This window comes from Luteimonas deserti (genome assembly GCF_013425765.1).
Taxonomy (GTDB): Bacteria; Pseudomonadota; Gammaproteobacteria; order Xanthomonadales; family Xanthomonadaceae; genus Luteimonas; species Luteimonas deserti.
Map to the genome: position 1 here is coordinate 364,324 of NZ_JACCJZ010000013.1, position 17,582 is coordinate 381,905.

Here is a 17,582-nt window from a genome sequence, read left to right on the forward strand (position 1 = left end):
GGCTAACGTGCGCGTCGTCTTTCCGTCTCACGCCGCGTGGACACGATGATCGAGCCGGCCGGCCCTCCGCTGCGTGGGCGCAGTGCCTTCCGCGCCGCGTTGGCCGAATCGCCTCCGCTGTGGTGGGCGCTGCTGTATTTCTTCTGCCTGTTGTGCGGGTACTACGTCCTGCGTCCGGTGCGTGACGCGATGGGCGCATCGGCCGACATCGCCGCCGTGTTTCCGCCGGTCCTGCTGGACTGGGCTGCCCGGCGCGGCATCGCGCTCGGGGATTTCACGCTGCAGGTGCTGTTCACGGGCACGTTCTTCGTGATGCTGCTGTTGCAGCCCTTGTACGGCGCGCTGGTGTCGCGTTTTCCACGCCGGGTGTTCCTGCCGACGGTGTATCTGATCTTCATCGGCTGCCTGGTCGCGTTCCGCTGGGCGTTCGAGACCGATCTGCCCGGGCGGGGCGCCCTGTTCTTCATCTGGATCGCGGTGTTCAACCTGTTCGCGGTGACGGTGTTCTGGAGCTTCATGGCGGACGTGTTCGACAACGCCCACGCCAAGCGCTACTACGGCTACATCGGTGCGGGCGGCACGATCGGTGCCTTCCTCGGCCCGTTCCTCACGACGACGCTGGTGGGCCGTATCGGCGTTGCCAACCTGCCGCTGGTGTCGGCCGGCTTTCTGGTGGTGTGTCTGGTGTGCATCCTGCGGCTGCGCGTGTGGGCCCGTCGCAACGAGGGGCGTCGTGACGCACGGGACGATGCCGCGATCGGCGGGTCGATCTGGGCCGGACTCAAGCTGGTCGCCGCCGACCCGCTGCTGCGCGGGCTGGCCCTGCTGATGTTCTTCGGCGTCGGCGTCGGCACGCTGCTCTACAACGAGCAGGCCGCGATCGTGCGGACGCACTATCCGACGGCCGAGGCGGCGACGCGGTACTACTCGATGATCGACTGGGCCGTGGCGACCTTGACCATCGTCGTCCAGCTCCTGCTCACGCGATGGCTGTTGCGTCGTTTCGGTGTGGGGCCCTTGCTGCTGCTGCCCGCCATCGCGATCCTGATCGGATTCTCGCTGCTGACGGCTTCGCCGTATCCGCTGCTGGTGGCCACGGTGCAGGTGCTCACGCGTGCCAGCGAGTTCTCGTTGGCGAAGCCGGCGCGCGAGACGCTCTACACCCGGGTCGACCTGGAATCCCGCTACAAGGCCAAGGCGGTCATCGACACGGCGGTCTATCGCGGCAGCGACGTCACCTTCGTCTGGGTGCACAAGGCGCTGGCGATGCTCGGCACCAAGATCGTGTTTCTCGCCGGTATCGGCGTCGCGGCGGGCATGCTGCTCGGCGCGTGGCGGGTGATGCGTGCGGAGCGTCGTCTGCCCGAGACCGATGGGCTTGCAAAACGCGCGTGACCGGGAGGCGCCGCAGCCGGTCAGCCGCGTAGCGCGGCAGCGGTGAACAGCAGGCCGCCGAGCAGGAAGATCGCGCTGAGCACGTGCACCTGCCACCGGCGCAGACGCAGCCAGACGAACTGCAGCGCGAGGCGCAGCCACCAGAACACCGCCATCGCCCCGAGCAGGGCGCGTCCCAGGGGTGTGGTCGCGAGCGGGCCCGGCATCAGCAGGCAGGCCAGTGCGACGGCGGCGAACACCCAGACGAGCTGGGCATTCGCGATCTGCAGGACGGCGCGATTGACCCGGGTGGTCGACTGCAGCGAGCGGGGCCAATCGAACAGACGCGAGAATCCAAGATGGAAACCCGCGAACGCCAGGCTGTGCACGCCGCACGCGACGAGAAGCCAGTCCGTCGCGTCGCCTGGTGCAGACGCGCTCATTGCGGCCGTGTCGCGCGCGGCGTGATCCACATCGCGATCCGTGCCCGAAACACCGGGTCGTCGGCCGCGTCGCGGATCACCACGTCGATGGGCAGGTTGTACGCGGCCTCCGCCTGCTGCGGCATGCCTGCCGGGAGGGCCGTGGCATGCAGGGTGCCCGTTGCCTTCTTGAGGTAGTCGACGGTCATTCCGCGCGGAATCCAGCGCATCGTGCGGGGTAGGCTCACCTCGGTCGTGAGTCCGGCGATCAGCTCGGCGAGATTGCACAGCGCGATCGCGTGGATCGTGCCGAGATGATTGGTGACGGAGCGCCGGTGGCGCATGGTGGCTTCGCCGTGACCGCTGCGCAGCACGGTCACACGGGGACGGATGCTGGCGAAGTAGGGCGCCTTGCGGCCGACGAGCAGGTCGAAGAGCCGGGCGCCGCCCGGCCACCGCAGCAGACGCTCACGCACGTGCAACAGAGAGACTGGCATCGAAGGCTCCGTGGGAAAGGCGATCGTCCTGCGTCGCACACGACAACGGCGGGACGTGCCCGCCGTTGCCGACCCCTTGCTGCCGGGCGGATCAGGCCGCTTCGCGCGACGCGTCCTGCACGCCACCGGGCTCGCGATACCCCGCCGAACGCAGCTCCGCTGTATCGAAATCGTCGACGTTGATGGTGTCGAGGGTCAGCTCGCGCAGCTCCTGCAACTGACGGCGCTCTTCGGCGCTGATGTGGCCCTCGCGCACCGCCTCGTCGAGCTGCGCGGCATAGTCCAGCGCCTCGATGCCCTTGCTCTTGAGCGCCTTGAGGAACTTGCGTTCCACCGGCTCGGCAGCGATCGCCTTGACCAGATAGCTGTCGATGCGCCCGCCCGGGTTGTTCTCGCAAGGGGTCAGGAACACACCCTGTGCGAGCCGGGCACGGGCCTCGTTCGGCGCCATCAGCAGGGCGGCGACGCGCCGGCATAGCCGATCGCCGGGCGCTTCCGCGCGGCGGCCCCACGGGAAGATCAGCGCCCACATCAACCAGCCGACCGGACGGATCGGGAAATTGCGCAGCGCATCCGACAACGCGGTCTCGATCTTGTGCACGCTGTCGTGGAACGCCCAGGCCAGCAGCGGCTGATCTGCCTGCGGTGCGCCCTCGTCGTGGTAGCGCTTGAGGATCGCGCTGGTCATGTAGATGTGGCTCAGCACGTCGCCGAGGCGGCCCGACAGGGACTCCTTGAACTTGAGCTTGCCGCCGAGCGTGAGCATCGACACGTCGGCCATCAACGCGAGGTTCGCCGAGTAGCGGTCGAGTTTGCGGAAGTAGCGCCGGGTGTAGTCGTCACCGGGTGCGGCGCCGATCTTCGCGCCGGTCAGGCCGAACCAGACCGAGCGCACCGCGTTGGAAATCGCGAAGCCGATATGGCCGAACAGGCTGCGGTCGAAGTCCTCGAGGCCGCGGCGGGTATCCGGATCCTGCGCCGCCTTCATTTCCTTCATGACCCACGGATGGCAGAGGATCGCGCCCTGGCCGAAGATCAGAAGGCTGCGGGTCATGATGTTGGCGCCTTCGACCGTGATCGCGATCGGCGCGGCCTGCCAGCTGCGGCCGGCGAAGTTCTTCGGCCCGAGAATGATGCCCTTGCCGCCGATCACGTCCATCACGTCGCTGATCACTTCGCGGCTCATCGAGGTGCAGTGGTACTTGGCGATCGCCGACGGCACCGACGGCACGTCGCCACGGTCGACCGCCGCGGCGGTCGCCTGCGACAGCGCACTGATCGCATAGGCCTTGCCGCCGATGCGGGCCAGCGCCTCCTCGACACCTTCGAAGCGGCCGACCGACAGACCGAACTGCTTGCGGATGCGCGCGTAGGCGCCGGTGACCACCGCGCCCGCCTTCGCGCCGCCGGAGGCAGTGGAGGGCAGGGTGATCGAACGCCCCACGGCCAGGCACTCGTTGAGCATGGCCCAGCCCTTGCCGGCCATCTCGGCACCGCCGATCAGCTGGCTGAGCGGGATGAAGACGTCCTTGCCACGAATGGGACCGTTCTGGAACGTCGAGTTGAGCGGGAAGTGGCGGCGTCCGATCTCGACGCCCGCCGTCTCGCGGGGCAGCAGGGCCAAGGTGATCCCGATGTCCTGGGTATCGCCGATCAATCCGTCAGGGTCGTACATCCGGAACGCAAGACCGATCAGCGTGGCCACCGGGGCCAGCGTGATGTAGCGCTTGTCGAACGTCAGCCGGACGCCGAGCACGTGCGCGCCGTTCCACTCACCCTTGCAGACGATGCCGTAGTCCGGAATCGAGGTCGCATCGGAACCGGCGAACGGGCCGGTCAGGCCGAAGCACGGAATCTCCTGGCCGACGGCCAGCCGCGGCAGGTAGTAATCCTTCTGCTCGGTGGTGCCGTAATGGTTGAGCAGTTCGGCCGGGCCGAGCGAATTGGGCACGCCGACCGTCGAGCTGACCACGCTCGACACCGATGCGAGCTTCTGGATGACCTTGTGATGCGCCAGCGCCGAGAAGCCGAGGCCACCGTAGGCCTTAGGCACGATCATGCCGAAGAACTTGTTGACCTTGATGTAGTCCCAGATCTCCGGGGTCAGATCGGCGTGGACATGGGTGATCTCCCAGTCGTTGATCATGCCGCACAGGGTTTCGACCGGCCCGTCCAGGAACGCCTGCTCCTCGGCGGTGAGCTGCGGCTTGGGGTAGTCGAGCAGCTTCTGCCAGTCGGGGTCGCCGGTGAACAGCTCGCCCTCGAAGCCCACCGAGCCGGTTTCCAGCGCGATGCGCTCGGTCTGCGACAGCGGCGGCAGGACCTTGCGGAAGAACGTGAGCAGCGGCGCGGTGATCAGCGTCTTGCGCACCGGCGGGATCAGCAGAACGGCTGCGATGAGGACCACCACCGAGGCGGCGACCAGCGTCGCCACGGGGTGCGCACCCAGGAGCCAACACGCGAGCAGGACGGTGATGGTGATCGCCGCCCAGTACGCGAGGCGGAGACGGTGATAGGCGGCGAACGCGCCGGCCAACAGGAACGCGAGGAAGGGAATCGCGATGCTCATCATCAACTCCGGAAATCGGCATGACAGGAACGGAGCAGGGCTCCGGCACATCCACGCGGCGCCGGCAGTGCCCGGCCAAACCGTACGGTCGAGTATGGTGACGCATTCCGACGCTGTCAATCGTCGCAGCCCCGGCGTATCGATACTGTTGCGGATCGAGGCGTATGGATAGACTGTCACAATGAGCAGACCCGCCTCCAAGCTCGCGGCCGTGGCGCCGCAGCCCGATGTACCCGCCGAGCGTCCCAGCCGGCTCAGCGCCGACGACTGGGCGCAGGCGGCGCTCGATCTGATCGCCGAGACGGGTGTCCAAGCCGTCGCCGTCGAACCACTCGCGCGTCGGCTGGGGGTCACCAAGGGCAGCTTCTACTGGCATTTTCCTTCGCGCGACGCGCTGCTGCAGGCCGCACTGGAACGCTGGGAGAACGTGGAGCAGGAAGCGCTGTTCGGCGCCCTCGAAACCATGCCGGATCCGCGCGAGCGCCTGCGCGCGCTGTTCCATATGGTCGCCCGCGAGTACAAGTCGCACGTGATCTACAGCGCGCTGCTCAAGGCGCAGGATCACGCGACCGTGAACCCGGTGATCGAGCGGGTGTCCAAACGACGGCTTGACTACCTCACTGCATCCTTCCGTCAGGCCGGTCTCGGGCGCGAGGACGCACAGCATCGCGCGCGGCTCACCTATGCGGCCTATGTCGGCTTTCTGCAGCTCAACCTGCAGTTGCATCAGGCGCGCATGCAGCAGGAGGAGTTCGACGCCTACGTCGAGCACCTGGCGCAGACCCTCGTGCCTGCCTGAGCGGCGGCGGGGGGCAGGTGTCTCGTGGGGTCGGCTTGCTGGCCCCTTTCGCATCTCGGTGTCGAGGCGTTCGCGCCGACTCCGCCGGATCGCCCGGACGGGACGGGCATGGATCGTGAGCCGCCGGCCCGACGTATCGCTCGGGGTGCGAACTCACCGGTTCGACAAGACGTCAGCTGCACGGAATGCCGATGTCGATGCATGTTGCGTCGGGCAGGTGCGCACGCGTGGCGATGCGAGTGCGGCCATTCGCCCGGTTCGCCGTGTCGGTCCTGTCGGCACCGCAGCTCGTCCATGGATGTCGTGAATCATGCGATGACAGCCTTCGGCGCTATCGCTTCCGCACGCGGACGACCGGCGCGGCGTGATGATTCCCACATGGTGCGGTGCCCTGCGTTGCCGTCCCGGCGCCGCTGCTGCCGCGACGCGCGTCCATGCGCGCGCGCCCCGCGATGACACCGGTAACTGCCGCGCTGCAGCGCGACCGGTTGCGAGTGTGACGATTAGACTCGGGCTTTATGACGCTCGGGAATCGCCATGAACGCACTGCCACGCGCATCGATCGCGCAGTCCGGGGGGCTCGCCTCACTCGAATCCTGGGTGTCCGAGGTCGCCGCGCTGACCCGGCCCGATCGCATCCACTGGTGTGATGGCAGTGAGACCGAATACCGGCATCTCCTCGAACTCATGCAGGCCGACGGCACGCTTCTGCCGCTGAATCCGCAGACGCATCCCGGGTGCTGGCTGCACCGATCCGATCCCGACGACGTCGCACGCGTGGAACATCTCACGTTCGTTTGTACGCGTGAGCAGGAGGATGCCGGGCCGAACAACCACTGGATGGCGCCTGCCGCCGCTCACGCCAAGATGGATGCGCTGTTCGACGGTTGCATGCGCGGTCGCACGATGTATGTGGTGCCGTATTGCATGGGGCCGATCGACTCGCCGCTGGCGCGCTGCGGCGTGGAAGTGACTGATTCGCCGTATGTGGTGATCAACATGCGCCTGATGACGCGCATGGGCGCCGAAGCACGGGCGCGGATCGAACGCGAGGGCGCGGAACGTGCCGCCCGCGGCGAGCCGGGGGACGTCTTCGTGCGCGGCCTGCATTCGCTCGGCGAGCTCGATCCGGCGCGCCGGTTCATCATGCATTTCCCTGAAGAGCTGGCGATCAAGTCCTACGGCTCCGGTTATGGCGGCAACGCCCTGCTGGGCAAGAAATGCCATGCACTTCGTATCGCCTCCTGGCAGGCGCGTCAGGAAGGATGGCTGGCCGAGCACATGCTCATCGTCGGCATCGAGACGCCTGCCGGTGAAACCCATTACATCGCCGCAGCGTTTCCCAGCGCTTGCGGCAAGACCAACCTGGCCATGCTCATTCCGCCGGAGGCTTACCGCGAGGCCGGCTGGAAGGTCTGGACGGTCGGCGACGACATCTGCTGGATGCGTCCCGGCCCTGACGGTCGATTGTGGGCGATCAATCCGGAAGCGGGATTTTTCGGGGTGGCGCCGGGCACGTCGGCCGCCTCCAACCCCAATGCGCTCGCGACGATCCAGCGCGATACGATCTTCACCAACGTCGCGCTGACCGAGGACGGCCAGCCGTGGTGGGAAGGGCTCGATGACCGTGTTCCGGCCACCGACTGGCGAGGGCGTCCCTTCGACCCGGCCAACGGACCAGCTGCCCATCCGAATGCACGGTTCACCGTGTCGGCCGCGCAATGCCCCTCGTACTCGCCGCATGCCGAGGATCCGCAGGGCGTGCCGATCTCGGCGATCGTCTTCGGCGGACGCCGGGCCACAACGATGCCGCTGGTCTTCGAAGCGCGCGACTGGACCCACGGTGTCTTCGTCGGCGCGACCATGGCATCGGAGACGACTGCCGCCGCGACGGGGCAGGTCGGCATCGTCCGCCGCGACCCGATGGCGATGAAGCCGTTCTGCGGCTATCACTTCGGCGACTTCTTCGCGCACTGGCTCGCCTTTGAGCGTCCCAGCGTCCACCTGCCCGGAATCTTCCACGTGAACTGGTTCCGGAAGGACGAGCGCGGCGCTTTCCTGTGGCCCGGGTTTGGCGAAAACCTGCGCGTGCTCGAATGGATCATCGGACGCGTGCAGCGCACGGCAGAGGCCATCGAGTCGCCGATGGGGCTGCTCCCCGCAGACGGTGCGCTGCGCCTGGATGGCCTGGACATGTCCGCTTGGGATGAGCGCCGGTTGATCGCAATCGACTCGGAAGACTGGGCCGCGGAGGTTCACTCGATCCAATCGTTCTTCGCGTCGCTCGGCGACCGCGTTCCACCTCAGCTCAAGAATCAACTTCCGCCGGACCACAACGCAGGCTGATAGTCAGCGCAGTGGCTCTCGACTCGACAGGTGGCCTCCGGGCGCCTCGGCATCTTCGGGTGCACATGCTGGGTGTGCCTACCGGCAAGCGTGGCTGTTTCGAGACGGCCGTTCGCGAAGGACGGCGGGAGCAATGCCATGCCAGCGTCGTAGCCTGCGACCCAACGAGACGCGCGCCTGGGCAGAACCGCTCGATCTGAGTCCCGATGCTGGGCCTATGCACCCCGGCTGCGGCACGCATCGGGCGGGTCTGCACCCTGAGCGATCAATGCCACCTGTGCTTCGAAACTGCCGCGCAGGCGTTTCGTGCTGGAAGACGCAACCATCCCCGCACACAAATTTCCTTCGATCCGAGCCGGCTTGTCGCCACAAAAAACAACGGCTCCGTGAGGAGCCGTTGTCGGGTGTTACCCAGCATCTATCCGAGTCAGAAGCGACCGACTCAGAACGACTGCTGGTAATTCATGTACAGGAAGCGACCCGGGATCAGGTACTGCGCGTCGAACGTGTTCGCGAACGCGTTGGACGACAGCGGCGGATCCTTGTCGAACACATTGCGGACACCCGCGGTGATCCGGCCGTTCCAAGGCGTCTTCCAGCCCGCCTGGACGTGCGTGTAGGTGGTGCCGCCCAGGTAGTTCGTGGGCGTATTGCGTGCAACGCCGATGACATCGCTCGAACCCGGAACGAACTCATACTGGTCCACGATGCGGTTCGGATCCGAGCAGAGGTTGACCAGATCCAGGTACTGCGGATCCACCGCGCCCAAAGCAATTGCCGTGTTGCGGAAGTTGGTGCAGCTCTCACGGACCCGGCTGCGGTACTCCAACGTGACCGACGCATTGAAATCCGCATACTGCCAGGTCGTGGTCAGGTTTGAGCGCAGACGGTGACGCGGAGCACCGATCGAGGAGCCGCTGGCAACCTGACCCACGGTGTTGCCGGACGAGATGCGACCATCACCATTGAGCGAACCGCGCGACGGTTGTCCAACATCGCCGTAGTACGTGACGTAGGTATTGTCCAGACGAAGCTGGAACTGGCCGAAGTCTGCCGTTTCAAAGCGATAGGCTGCGCCAAAATCGAAGCCCTCCGTTTCGAGTCCACCGATGAAGTTGTTGTTCTGGGCCTGGATTGCCGAGACTTCGCCCGGATTTCCGTTCACGGCGCCTGCGGTGTCACGCGTGATCAGTGCGCAGCTCTGCTGGTTGAGCTGCAGATAGCACTCATTGAGGATCGTCTGAGCTGCAAGTGAGCTGATTTGGTTGCGGATAGTGATGTTGTACCAGTCGACGTAGGTGTCGAGTCCGGTGAGCCACCCAGGCGAGTAGACCAGGCCCAGCGTCTTCGAAACGGAGGTCTCCGGCTGGAGCTCGGGATTACCGCCGGTTGTGGCGTACGTCTGACCAAGCTGGGAGACATAGCCGACCGGTGTGCCCATCGCACGGCATTGCGCACGCGTCGCGGCACTGTTCCGGAACGTCGTGTTGGCCGCCGTGTCACTGCACGGGTCCTGGAACGCGGGGCGGCCCGTTGCGGAACCCTGGAACAATTCCGAGACCGAGGGAGCGCGGAAGCCTTCGCCCCACGAGCCGCGGACCATCAGGTCGTCAACAACCTGCCAGCGCAGGCTGACCTTGGGATTGGTGGTGTCACCGAAAGTCGAATAATCCGAATAACGCGCGGCCAGCGACAGTTCGAGGGACTTCGCCAGAAACACCTCGGACAGCAGGGGCACCTGCAGCTCGAGATAGGCTTCGTCCACGCTGTAGCTGCCACGGGTCGGCAGGAACGGGTTGTCGCCCAGCACGAGGCCCGCAGCGGTCAGCGGATCAGGCTCGCTCGAACCGAATTCCTTGCGGTGTTCAAGGCCGAATGCGAAGGCCAGCATGCCTGCGGGCAACTGGAACACTTCACCGCTCAGATTGGCGGTCATCGACTCCAGCGTCGACTTCTGCACGTTCTTGGGGTTGACCGCAATCCAGTCGTACATCTCCTGGGTGAATCCGGCGGGGCCGCCCATCACGTTCATCGGCACGCAGCCGGCGATGATCGCGGTCGGCGTGCCGCAACGTGCCACGCCCGTGCTGTCGATGAACGACGGGCCGGTGGCCTGATTCACGCGCGTCGAGAAGTAGAAACCGTTCTTCGGCTGCAGCTGCTTGTTTTCGGCGTAGGAGTATCCGATATCCCAGTTGAAGTACCGGTCGCCCACGTCAAAGAAGCCGTCGAGTGCGGCGCTGAAGCGCCACGTGTCCTGTTCCTGGCCGAACACACGCGGGAAGTTCGTCGGCCGGAAGGAACCGCCGGTAATGTTCGTGCCGAACGGGTTATAGATGCTGGACGCCGAGATCGTCAGCGGTGAGAGCGGTTGGGCTGCCAGCTGCGCCTCGCCGGTCCGGTTGGTGTAGAAGACGTCGGTGCTGAAGCGGACCGCGTCATGAAGCTGGTAGCTCGCTTGGCCGAAAACCGCATAGGTCTTCTGCGGCTGCACCAGATAGTTGTCCGGCGCGAAGTTGTAGCCATCGGTGAGGAAGTTGTAGTTGCGGAAATCGCTTTGCGTCGCCGCAGTACAGACCTGTCCCGGCACGCAACCCGGACGCGAAGGATCGAGAATGATGTTTCGACCGGAAACGGTGAAATTGCCATACGGGCCAGTGGGGCTTGCACGACCGGGCGAGGATACGGTGGCCGGAAAACCGAACAGCGGCACGGCGGAGATTTCGCGGTCGCCAGCGGAGATCGCGTCCTGCTTGTTATAGGACAAGCTCAGCAGGCCGGAGAAACGCTCGCTGGATCCCCCGAGGGTCAGATCGTACGACTCGCGCGCGCCGTCGCCCTGCGAATACTGGCCGTAGTTGGCGTTGAACTGCGCGCCGTCGAAGTCGCGGCGGGTCTGGATGTTGACAACGCCGCAGATGGCGTCGGAGCCGTAGAGCGCCGAAGCGCCGTCCTTCAGGACCTCGACGCGCTCGACCGCGGCGAACGGGATGGAATTCAGGTCGACCGAGCCGCTCAGTCCATTGTCGCTCACCCAGCGGCGGCCGTTGACGAGAACCAGGGTGCGGTTCGATGCGCAGTTGCGCAGATTGACGCTCGAGTTGCCGCTGGTGTTGCCGTTGTTGGTGTTGAGGCTCAACGACGGGCCGTTCGCGCTGATCTCACGCAGCACGTCAGCAACCTGGGTCAGACCGGTTGCTTCGAGTTCCTGGCGGGTGATCGAGAGGACCGGCAGGGCGGCCTCGGCTTCGGAGCGCTGGATGCGCGAGCCGAGAACCTCGACGCGATCGAGCGTCTGGGCTTCCTGCGCGCTGGCAATGCCAGTGCCCGCGAGTGTGGTAGCGCCCGCTACGAGCGCGAACGTGATCGCGTCGCGGAGCTTGTTGGTCTTCAAAGTCATTTCTCTCTCTCTCCAAGGAAGTCTTGGGATATCCCCATGTTTGCCTGCGAGTGCCGTCAAGCGAGACGCCAGATCCAGCAAGCTGTCCCGATACTAGTCCGGGAAAGAAAGAAATTAAAGTGGCGTTAACAAAAAAGATGTTTTTTGTGAGTTGTGCGCTGCAGCGTCACTTCGCAGTCTCGGCGGGGCGCGAGACTCAGATGGTTTTTGACGAAAGAGGGCTGCTACGCAGCTTGTGTCAGGTTCACGAGTTGCGCAGAGCAGCGTCTGCGAGGTGTGTATCGGACCCGTATTCGGACAAAGCAACGGCAGCATCTATGCCGCCGTACGAGCGGCAGCCGTCTTCAGTACATCGCGTCGAGAACCAGCCGCGCCCCAGCACGCTCGAGAGTATGCGCAACGGCGGCGCACGCGAGCGACGTCGGGCGGAATGCTGCTTCAGCCCAAACCGGCGAAGCGCGGTTGGACCTCAGAGGTCCTGCTGGTACCGGATATACGGCACGGCACCCTCGTCCTCGGTGGCCTCGGCCATCTTCGAAAACGGATTGCGGCCCCGGGTGACCACGTTGTCGGCGCCCACTGTGAGCTGGCCGCTCCAGGGGGTGCGCCAGCTGACGCCCAGGCCGAGGCCTTCCCATTTGGGCAGGCCGGGGGTGTCGACCACCTGGCCGACGATGCTGGCGCTGAAGCGGCCGACGCCGCCGCCGACGCTAAGGCTGCGGCTGCTCCACTGGTCGTTCAATGTGGCAGGGGCCGCGGCCGAGGGAATCAGCGTCGCCTTGGCCAGCGTGCCGGCAAGGGAGACGTAGGCATCGTCACCGATGTTCTTCTGCGCGAAGACGGTGAGGTCGCGAACATCGACCGTGCCGCCGGACACGACACGGGCCGGTGTCACGAGTGCGGGCACCGTGTCGCGGCCTCCGCCGAGCGAAAGACCCGCAGTGCCGCCCGGTCGGGTGAAGGCGGCGGACGCGCCGGCCCGACGGCCCGGCACGGGGGACGCGCCGCCGAGCGACGCGAGCTGGCAATTGCGGGCGAGGCTGGCCACCGCGCCGTTGAAACTGCTGCCAGGGCTGCAGAGCAACGCGAGCGAACGCCCGGCCTCGAGGCCGAACGCGGCATCGAACTGGGTTTCACCGAAGCGCCAGCGCCCGCTCGCAGGCGTCGCCGCGGCCGGCTCCAGAACCAGGAACGCTTCGACTTTGCCCGACGAATCCAGCACCGGCAGTACCGTCTGGCTCCGCTTGTCCTGCGCATGCGCGCCCGCCACCACGGCGAGCGCGAGCGACGAGGCGAGAAGCAGGCGGGACACGAAGCGATGCATGGCCGATGGGACCGGATCCTGGACCGGGAAGTTCCCCAGTCTCGAAGGCACGACTCTAGGATATTTATATTTATTTAACAATCCTGCAAACGTGTCGTCTTGCAAGGTCATTGCATACGTCGAGGGGGCTCCACCGCGTCCGCCGCCGCGCGCAAGGCGGTTTCGACCTCGTCGGGGCTGAAAGTGTAGCCACGGCCACAGAATTCGCATGTCACACCGACCTCTCCGTCGACGATCGACGCCCGGGCCTCCTCGGGCCCCAACGAGACCAGCATCGCTTCGACGCGCTCCCTCGAGCAGGAGCACCCGAACGACAACGGCCTCTCCCCGAGCAGCTGCGGGGCATCTTCGGAAAACAGACGCCGCAGCAGCGTTTCGACGGGCCATGCAAGCAGTTCGGAGGTGGAGAGGGTGTCAAACAGGGTGCTGACCCGGTTCCAGCCGTCGGCGTCGCCTTCATCGCCGGGCAGGCGCTGGATCATCAGACCGGCGGCCCGGTCACCGTCCACCGCGAGCAGGACGCGCGTCGGAAGCTGCTCGGATTGCCGGAAGTAGTCTTCGAACGCGCCGGAGAGCGCATCCGAGTCCAGGCTCACGAGGCCCTGGTAGCGCATCGGGTCACGTCCCTGGGCGGGGTTTTCGACGGTAATCGCGAGGACCGCGTCCTCGCCGAGGTCGCGCAGGTCGCGCGACATGGTCGCGACGGCCGCCGGGTCGAAGCGCGCGATGCCGCGGATCGTGCCCGCAGCGGTGCACTCCGCGAACAGCGTGCGCAGGGCACCGCTGGCGCGCAGTTGCACCGACAGGCGCCCGTCCACCTTGGCGTGGCCGGTGAACAGCGCCGCCGCCGCGCACGCCTCGCCGAGGAGTTCCTCGATCGGCGCCGGATACATGCTGTGCGCTCGGACGTCGCGCCATGCGTCGGTGAGATGCACGCGGACACCGCGTACGCCGGCATGCGACAGAAGGAAGCGGGACAGGCGGTCGGTGTCCGGCGCGGCGGCTTGGGTCATGGCGTCAGGCTCTGGAAATGATTGGCGTCACCGGGGCCGCCCGATAGAGTGGCCGCCATGACGCAGCGAGACGATGACGATGGGGGCGCCGGCGCGCGTGCACAAGCGCCGCACGGGCGTCGGCGGGGGCGCTGGCTGCGTCGCCTGATGTGGCTGCCGGTCGTGCTCGTGGCCGGCTCGGTGCTGCAGGTTCTGGCGTTGAGGGTGATCGATCCGCCGTTCTCGATGTTCATGGCGATCCGTCAGATCGAGGCCCGGATGGCGGGCGAGGACGATTTCACCGTGTATTACCAGTGGCGGGATCTGGATCGCATCGCGCCGGCGCTCGCCGTCTCGGTGATCGCGGCCGAGGACCAGAACTTCGCGCGGCACCGGGGATTCGACCTCGATGCGATCGAGCAGGCGCGCGCCCACAACGCACGCGGTGGCGCGACCCGCGGCGCGAGCACGATCAGTCAGCAGACCGCCAAGAACCTCTTCCTGTGGGGCGGCCGCAGCTGGCTCCGCAAGGGGATGGAAGCCTGGTACACGCTGCTGATCGAATGGTTGTGGCCGAAAACGCGGATTCTCGAGGTCTACGTCAACGTGGCGGAATTCGGCGATGGGGTCTACGGCGCCCAGGCCGCCGCCCGCCGGTATTTCGGCAAGGATGCGGACGCGCTCACGGCTGCGGAAAGCGCGCGCCTGGCGGCGGTACTGCCGAGCCCGCGCCGTTACAACGCAGCGCGTCCCGGCCCCTACGTGCAGCGCCGCGCGCAATGGATCCAGCGCAACGCCCGTCAGATCGGCGGGGATGCCTATCTGGAGTCGCTGCGGTGACGCGGCCGCGCCTGACGATCGTGATCGCGGCGTTCGACGAAGCGCGCGCGTTGCCGCGGTTGCAGCCGCGGCTGGCGGCGGTGCTGGATGGCCTGGACGCGGACGGCATCGATGCGGGCGTGCTGTATGTGGACGACGGCAGCGGCGATGGCACGTGGGAGGCGATGGAAGTCATCGCAGCGGCCGATGCGCGGGTGTCCCTGCTGCGCCTGTCGCGGAACTTCGGCAAGGAAGTCGCGCTGACCGCCGGCCTCGACCAGGTGACCGACGGCGCGGCGATGATCCTCGATGCCGACGGCCAGGACCCGCCCGAGTTGATCCCACAGTTCGTCGCGCGCTGGCGCGAGGGCTACGACGACGTGCACGGCACCCGGGTCAGCCGCGCGGGCGAGAGCTGGGCCAAGAAGGCCACGGCACACGCGTTCTACCGTGTGATCCAGCGTCTGGCCAAGACGCCTGTGCCGGCCGATACGGGCGACTACAGGTTGTTGTCGCCGCGCGCACTGGACGCCTTGCGCCAGATACGCGAACGCCACCGGTTCATGAAGGGACTCTTCGGCTGGATCGGGTTCAACCGGATCGCGATCCCCTACGAGCGCCATGCGCGCATCGCCGGGCGCAGCAAGTTCGGCTTCTGGCGGTTGTGGAACTTCGCCATCGACGGGGTGACGAGTTTCTCCACCGCGCCGCTGCGCCTGGCGACGTACGTCGGGCTCGCCACGGCCTGCGCCGCATTCGTGTTCGCGCTGTGGGTGGTCGGCAAGGCGATGCTCTACGGCGACGCCGTGGCGGGCTGGCCGACGATGATGGCCGTCATCCTGTTCCTCGGCAGCGTGCAGCTGGTGGCGCTCGGCGTGATCGGCGAGTACCTCGGGCGCCTGTACGAAGAGTCCAAGCGCCGTCCGCTGTATCTGGTGCGCGACTGGCGCTCGTCGCGGCATCCGGGCCCGGAGGGACTGCACCAGGAACGCGTGGTGACGGCCGCGCAGGGCTGAGGAGCGCGATCAGCGGGCGTACTGGCCGCCGCAGTCGCTGTCCTCGCCGCCGCCGAGTTCGAGCGTGGCGAGCAGGGCCGCCGGCGGGGCGATCGAGCCCAGCGCGATGGCGATCGCACCGCGCAGGCCGAGCCGGGCCATGTCGGGCCTGAAGCTCGGCGCCGCGAACGTGCCGCCGATGGTCAGCGGCGTGCGCAGCGCGAGGATGCTGCGATCCTTCGGCCGGGGCCTGAGTTCGATATCGAGCGACTCGTCGCCGAGATCGATCGTGCCCTTGCCGATGATGATCGTGTCGGTGGTGTCGATGGCCATGGCGGTCGACGTCATTCGCCCGCGCTCGACATCGAATTCGGCGAAGGCGCAGCGGATCGGGATCTGCTTGTCCTTGCCGATGAGGTATTTCAGGGTCTCGTAGATGTCGATGCCGGCCAGTTCCACGAGCAGATTGCTCACGCGACCGGCGCCCATGCCGATCGCCACGTCGCCGTCGGCGCTGCCGAGCATCGCCGCGACGGAGTTGCCGGTGCCGGCCAGGTCGAACTCGCCCCCGATCCTGCCGACCGCCTGGCTCGCGAGCGTGGAATCGGGGAACAGCCCGCCGAGGTCGACGCGGCGCACGCTCGCCTGCAGATGGCTGCGGATGGTGTCTTCGCGCGCGTCCATGCGAACCGTCGAACGGACCGCGCCACCGGCGATGCCGAAGTTCAACGGATCGAGGCGCACCAGTCCGGCGTCGAGCTTCAGATGCGCGTCCATGTCGTCGATCGGCAGCCCGGGTGCGTTGATGCGGCGCGCGCGCAGGCGCACGTCCGCATCCATCGAGCGCAGCTTGCCGAGCTCGTAGGGCGTGTCCGGGATCACCCGTCCCTTGGCGGCCAGCGCACGCTCGCGCGCCACCAGCTCGGGATCCAGCGCATCCCCTTCGGCATCCGGCGTACCGCCGATGAAGCCGGCCAGATCGTCGAAGTCGAGCCGTTGCGACTCGAGGTCGGCCTCGAAGCGCGGCCGCACGCCGCCGACCGTGACCGCGGCCGTCCCCGAAAGATCCGATTGGCCGACCTTGCCGGTGAACTTCTGGTAGTGCCAGGTATCGCCCTCGCGTCTCAGACGACCATCGAGGGCGTAGGGCGGGGTGTCCGGCATGGCCACGCCCACCAGCGGATAGAGATGCTCCAGATTCCGCCCGGACAGCGCGAACTGGAGGTCCATGCCACGCAGTTCGAACGGCGCGGTGAGCGCGCCGCGGGCATGGGCGCGCGTGGCGCCGGCCTGTGCACGCAGGTCGATCCGGTAGGGTGCATCGGCATCCTGGAGCTCGAGTGGTGATTCCGCCGTCCCCTGGAGACTAAAGGCATTGCCGCTCCAACGGCCACCACCCTCGAGGGCGATCGGCGGCGCGGCGTCCGCGTCGCGTGCCTGGAGGCTGCGGACCTGCAGTTCGATGAACGTGTCGCCCGGCCCATCCACGAAGCGCAGGCCGCCGTTGTCGACCCACAACCGGCGGATACGCACCGGCTCGCCCCCACCATCGTCCGTTCCGAAGTCCCAGTTGCCCGGTGCACCGTCGGGGCCGGTCTCGAGCACAAGCACGGGACGACTCAACCGGATCTCGGGAAGCCGGACCTGGCGACGGAACAGCAGCGGCAGCACCTCGACCTGAAACTCGAGCCGGTCCGCTGCCGCCATGACGGGCTCGTCCGACCAGGCGGCGTTGCCCAGCCGCAGGACGTCGGCGCGCACGGTCGTGACCCGACCCAGATCCACGTCGAGCTCGCCACCGATCACGAAGCTGCGCCCGGTCCGCGCTTCCACGAGTCGCTCGACGGGCCGCTTGAACCAGTTCCAGTCCCACAACAGCATCAGCACGACGAGCGCCAGCAGCAGTCCGGCAACAACGGTCCACGCCCGATGGGCGGCCATGCCTGCCCGCGCACGCTGCAGCGGCGTCCGGGCGGTGGGAGGCGGTGGAGGCGGAGTGGAGGGCATCGGTCACCTGATCGACCGCCACCATCGACGCCTGGGGA

12 protein-coding genes are annotated in these 17,582 nt (G+C 66.8%); 5 read left to right on the top strand and 7 right to left on the bottom strand.

Annotated features, from left to right (window positions below; all coding sequences use genetic code 11):
• Positions 1-45 precede the first annotated feature (45 nt).
• Positions 46-1,395, top strand: a complete 1,350-nt coding sequence (locus tag H0E82_RS06895; protein WP_180544811.1) for an NTP/NDP exchange transporter — start codon at positions 46-48, stop codon at positions 1,393-1,395.
• 20 nt (positions 1,396-1,415) lie between these two features.
• Here the strand turns inward: H0E82_RS06895 and H0E82_RS06900 are convergent, their stop codons facing one another.
• The 3 genes from H0E82_RS06900 to H0E82_RS06910 all read right to left on the bottom strand — a co-directional run bounded on the left by H0E82_RS06900 (position 1,416) and on the right by H0E82_RS06910 (position 4,862).
• A complete protein-coding gene (locus H0E82_RS06900; RefSeq protein ID WP_180544704.1) occupies positions 1,416-1,817 on the bottom strand; it encodes a hypothetical protein in 402 nt (133 codons plus the stop codon).
• Positions 1,814-2,293, bottom strand: a complete 480-nt coding sequence (locus H0E82_RS06905) for a hotdog fold domain-containing protein (RefSeq protein ID WP_180544705.1) — start codon at positions 2,291-2,293, stop codon at positions 1,814-1,816. Before H0E82_RS06905 ends, H0E82_RS06900 begins: the two co-directional genes overlap by 4 nt.
• A gap of 91 nt (positions 2,294-2,384) precedes the next feature.
• Positions 2,385-4,862 carry an acyl-CoA dehydrogenase gene (locus H0E82_RS06910; protein ID WP_180544706.1) on the bottom strand — a complete coding sequence of 826 codons (2,478 nt, stop codon included), beginning with the start codon at positions 4,860-4,862 and terminating at the stop codon, positions 2,385-2,387.
• Positions 4,863-5,043: 181 nt separating this feature from the next.
• On the opposite strand from H0E82_RS06910, the gene H0E82_RS06915 reads away from it, so the two are divergent.
• Positions 5,044-5,661: a TetR/AcrR family transcriptional regulator gene (locus H0E82_RS06915; RefSeq protein ID WP_180544707.1), complete on the top strand. Its 618-nt coding sequence runs from the start codon at positions 5,044-5,046 to the stop codon at positions 5,659-5,661.
• Between the two features lie 537 nt (positions 5,662-6,198).
• Positions 6,199-8,007, top strand: a complete 1,809-nt coding sequence (locus H0E82_RS06920; protein ID WP_180544708.1) for a phosphoenolpyruvate carboxykinase (GTP) — start codon at positions 6,199-6,201, stop codon at positions 8,005-8,007.
• 442 nt (positions 8,008-8,449) lie between these two features.
• On the opposite strand, the gene H0E82_RS06925 is transcribed toward H0E82_RS06920, so the two are convergent.
• The 3 genes from H0E82_RS06925 to hslO all read right to left on the bottom strand — a co-directional run bounded on the left by H0E82_RS06925 (position 8,450) and on the right by hslO (position 13,744).
• Entirely contained in the window at positions 8,450-11,407 is a 2,958-nt protein-coding gene (locus H0E82_RS06925; RefSeq protein WP_180544709.1) for a TonB-dependent receptor plug domain-containing protein, read from the bottom strand.
• A gap of 469 nt (positions 11,408-11,876) precedes the next feature.
• Complete coding sequence (locus H0E82_RS06930; RefSeq protein ID WP_180544710.1) at positions 11,877-12,731, bottom strand: XOO1806 family protein; 855 nt, start codon at positions 12,729-12,731, stop codon at positions 11,877-11,879.
• Positions 12,732-12,838: 107 nt separating this feature from the next.
• Entirely contained in the window at positions 12,839-13,744 is a 906-nt protein-coding gene (gene hslO, locus H0E82_RS06935; RefSeq protein ID WP_180544711.1) for an Hsp33 family molecular chaperone HslO, read from the bottom strand.
• Positions 13,745-13,801: 57 nt separating this feature from the next.
• Here hslO and mtgA point away from each other — a divergent pair, with 57 nt between their 5' ends.
• The gene (gene mtgA / locus H0E82_RS06940; protein ID WP_180544712.1) at positions 13,802-14,563 is read left to right on the top strand and encodes a monofunctional biosynthetic peptidoglycan transglycosylase; all 762 of its coding nucleotides are present in this window, start codon (positions 13,802-13,804) and stop codon (positions 14,561-14,563) included.
• The gene (locus H0E82_RS06945; protein WP_180544713.1) at positions 14,560-15,558 is read left to right on the top strand and encodes a glycosyltransferase family 2 protein; all 999 of its coding nucleotides are present in this window, start codon (positions 14,560-14,562) and stop codon (positions 15,556-15,558) included. Before mtgA ends, H0E82_RS06945 begins: the two co-directional genes overlap by 4 nt.
• 9 nt (positions 15,559-15,567) lie before the next feature.
• On the opposite strand, the gene H0E82_RS06950 is transcribed toward H0E82_RS06945, so the two are convergent.
• Entirely contained in the window at positions 15,568-17,544 is a 1,977-nt protein-coding gene (locus H0E82_RS06950) for an AsmA family protein (RefSeq protein WP_180544714.1), read from the bottom strand.
• Positions 17,545-17,582 lie beyond the last annotated feature (38 nt).

What these genes read in the sequence shown, in the direction of transcription:
- H0E82_RS06920 (WP_180544708.1), top strand. Translation starts at nt 6,199, where the DNA reads ATGAACGCACTGCCACGCGCATCGATCGCGCAGTCCGGGGGGCTCGCC.
- H0E82_RS06900 (WP_180544704.1), bottom strand. Translation starts at nt 1,817, where the DNA reads ATGAGCGCGTCTGCACCAGGCGACGCGACGGACTGGCTTCTCGTCGCG.
- H0E82_RS06915 (WP_180544707.1), top strand. Translation starts at nt 5,044, where the DNA reads ATGAGCAGACCCGCCTCCAAGCTCGCGGCCGTGGCGCCGCAGCCCGAT.
- H0E82_RS06950 (WP_180544714.1), bottom strand. Translation starts at nt 17,544, where the DNA reads ATGCCCTCCACTCCGCCTCCACCGCCTCCCACCGCCCGGACGCCGCTG.
- H0E82_RS06925 (WP_180544709.1), bottom strand. Translation starts at nt 11,407, where the DNA reads ATGACTTTGAAGACCAACAAGCTCCGCGACGCGATCACGTTCGCGCTC.
- H0E82_RS06905 (WP_180544705.1), bottom strand. Translation starts at nt 2,293, where the DNA reads ATGCCAGTCTCTCTGTTGCACGTGCGTGAGCGTCTGCTGCGGTGGCCG.
- mtgA (WP_180544712.1), top strand. Translation starts at nt 13,802, where the DNA reads ATGACGCAGCGAGACGATGACGATGGGGGCGCCGGCGCGCGTGCACAA.
- H0E82_RS06895 (WP_180544811.1), top strand. Translation starts at nt 46, where the DNA reads ATGATCGAGCCGGCCGGCCCTCCGCTGCGTGGGCGCAGTGCCTTCCGC.
- H0E82_RS06910 (WP_180544706.1), bottom strand. Translation starts at nt 4,862, where the DNA reads ATGAGCATCGCGATTCCCTTCCTCGCGTTCCTGTTGGCCGGCGCGTTC.
- hslO (WP_180544711.1), bottom strand. Translation starts at nt 13,744, where the DNA reads ATGACCCAAGCCGCCGCGCCGGACACCGACCGCCTGTCCCGCTTCCTT.
- H0E82_RS06930 (WP_180544710.1), bottom strand. Translation starts at nt 12,731, where the DNA reads ATGCATCGCTTCGTGTCCCGCCTGCTTCTCGCCTCGTCGCTCGCGCTC.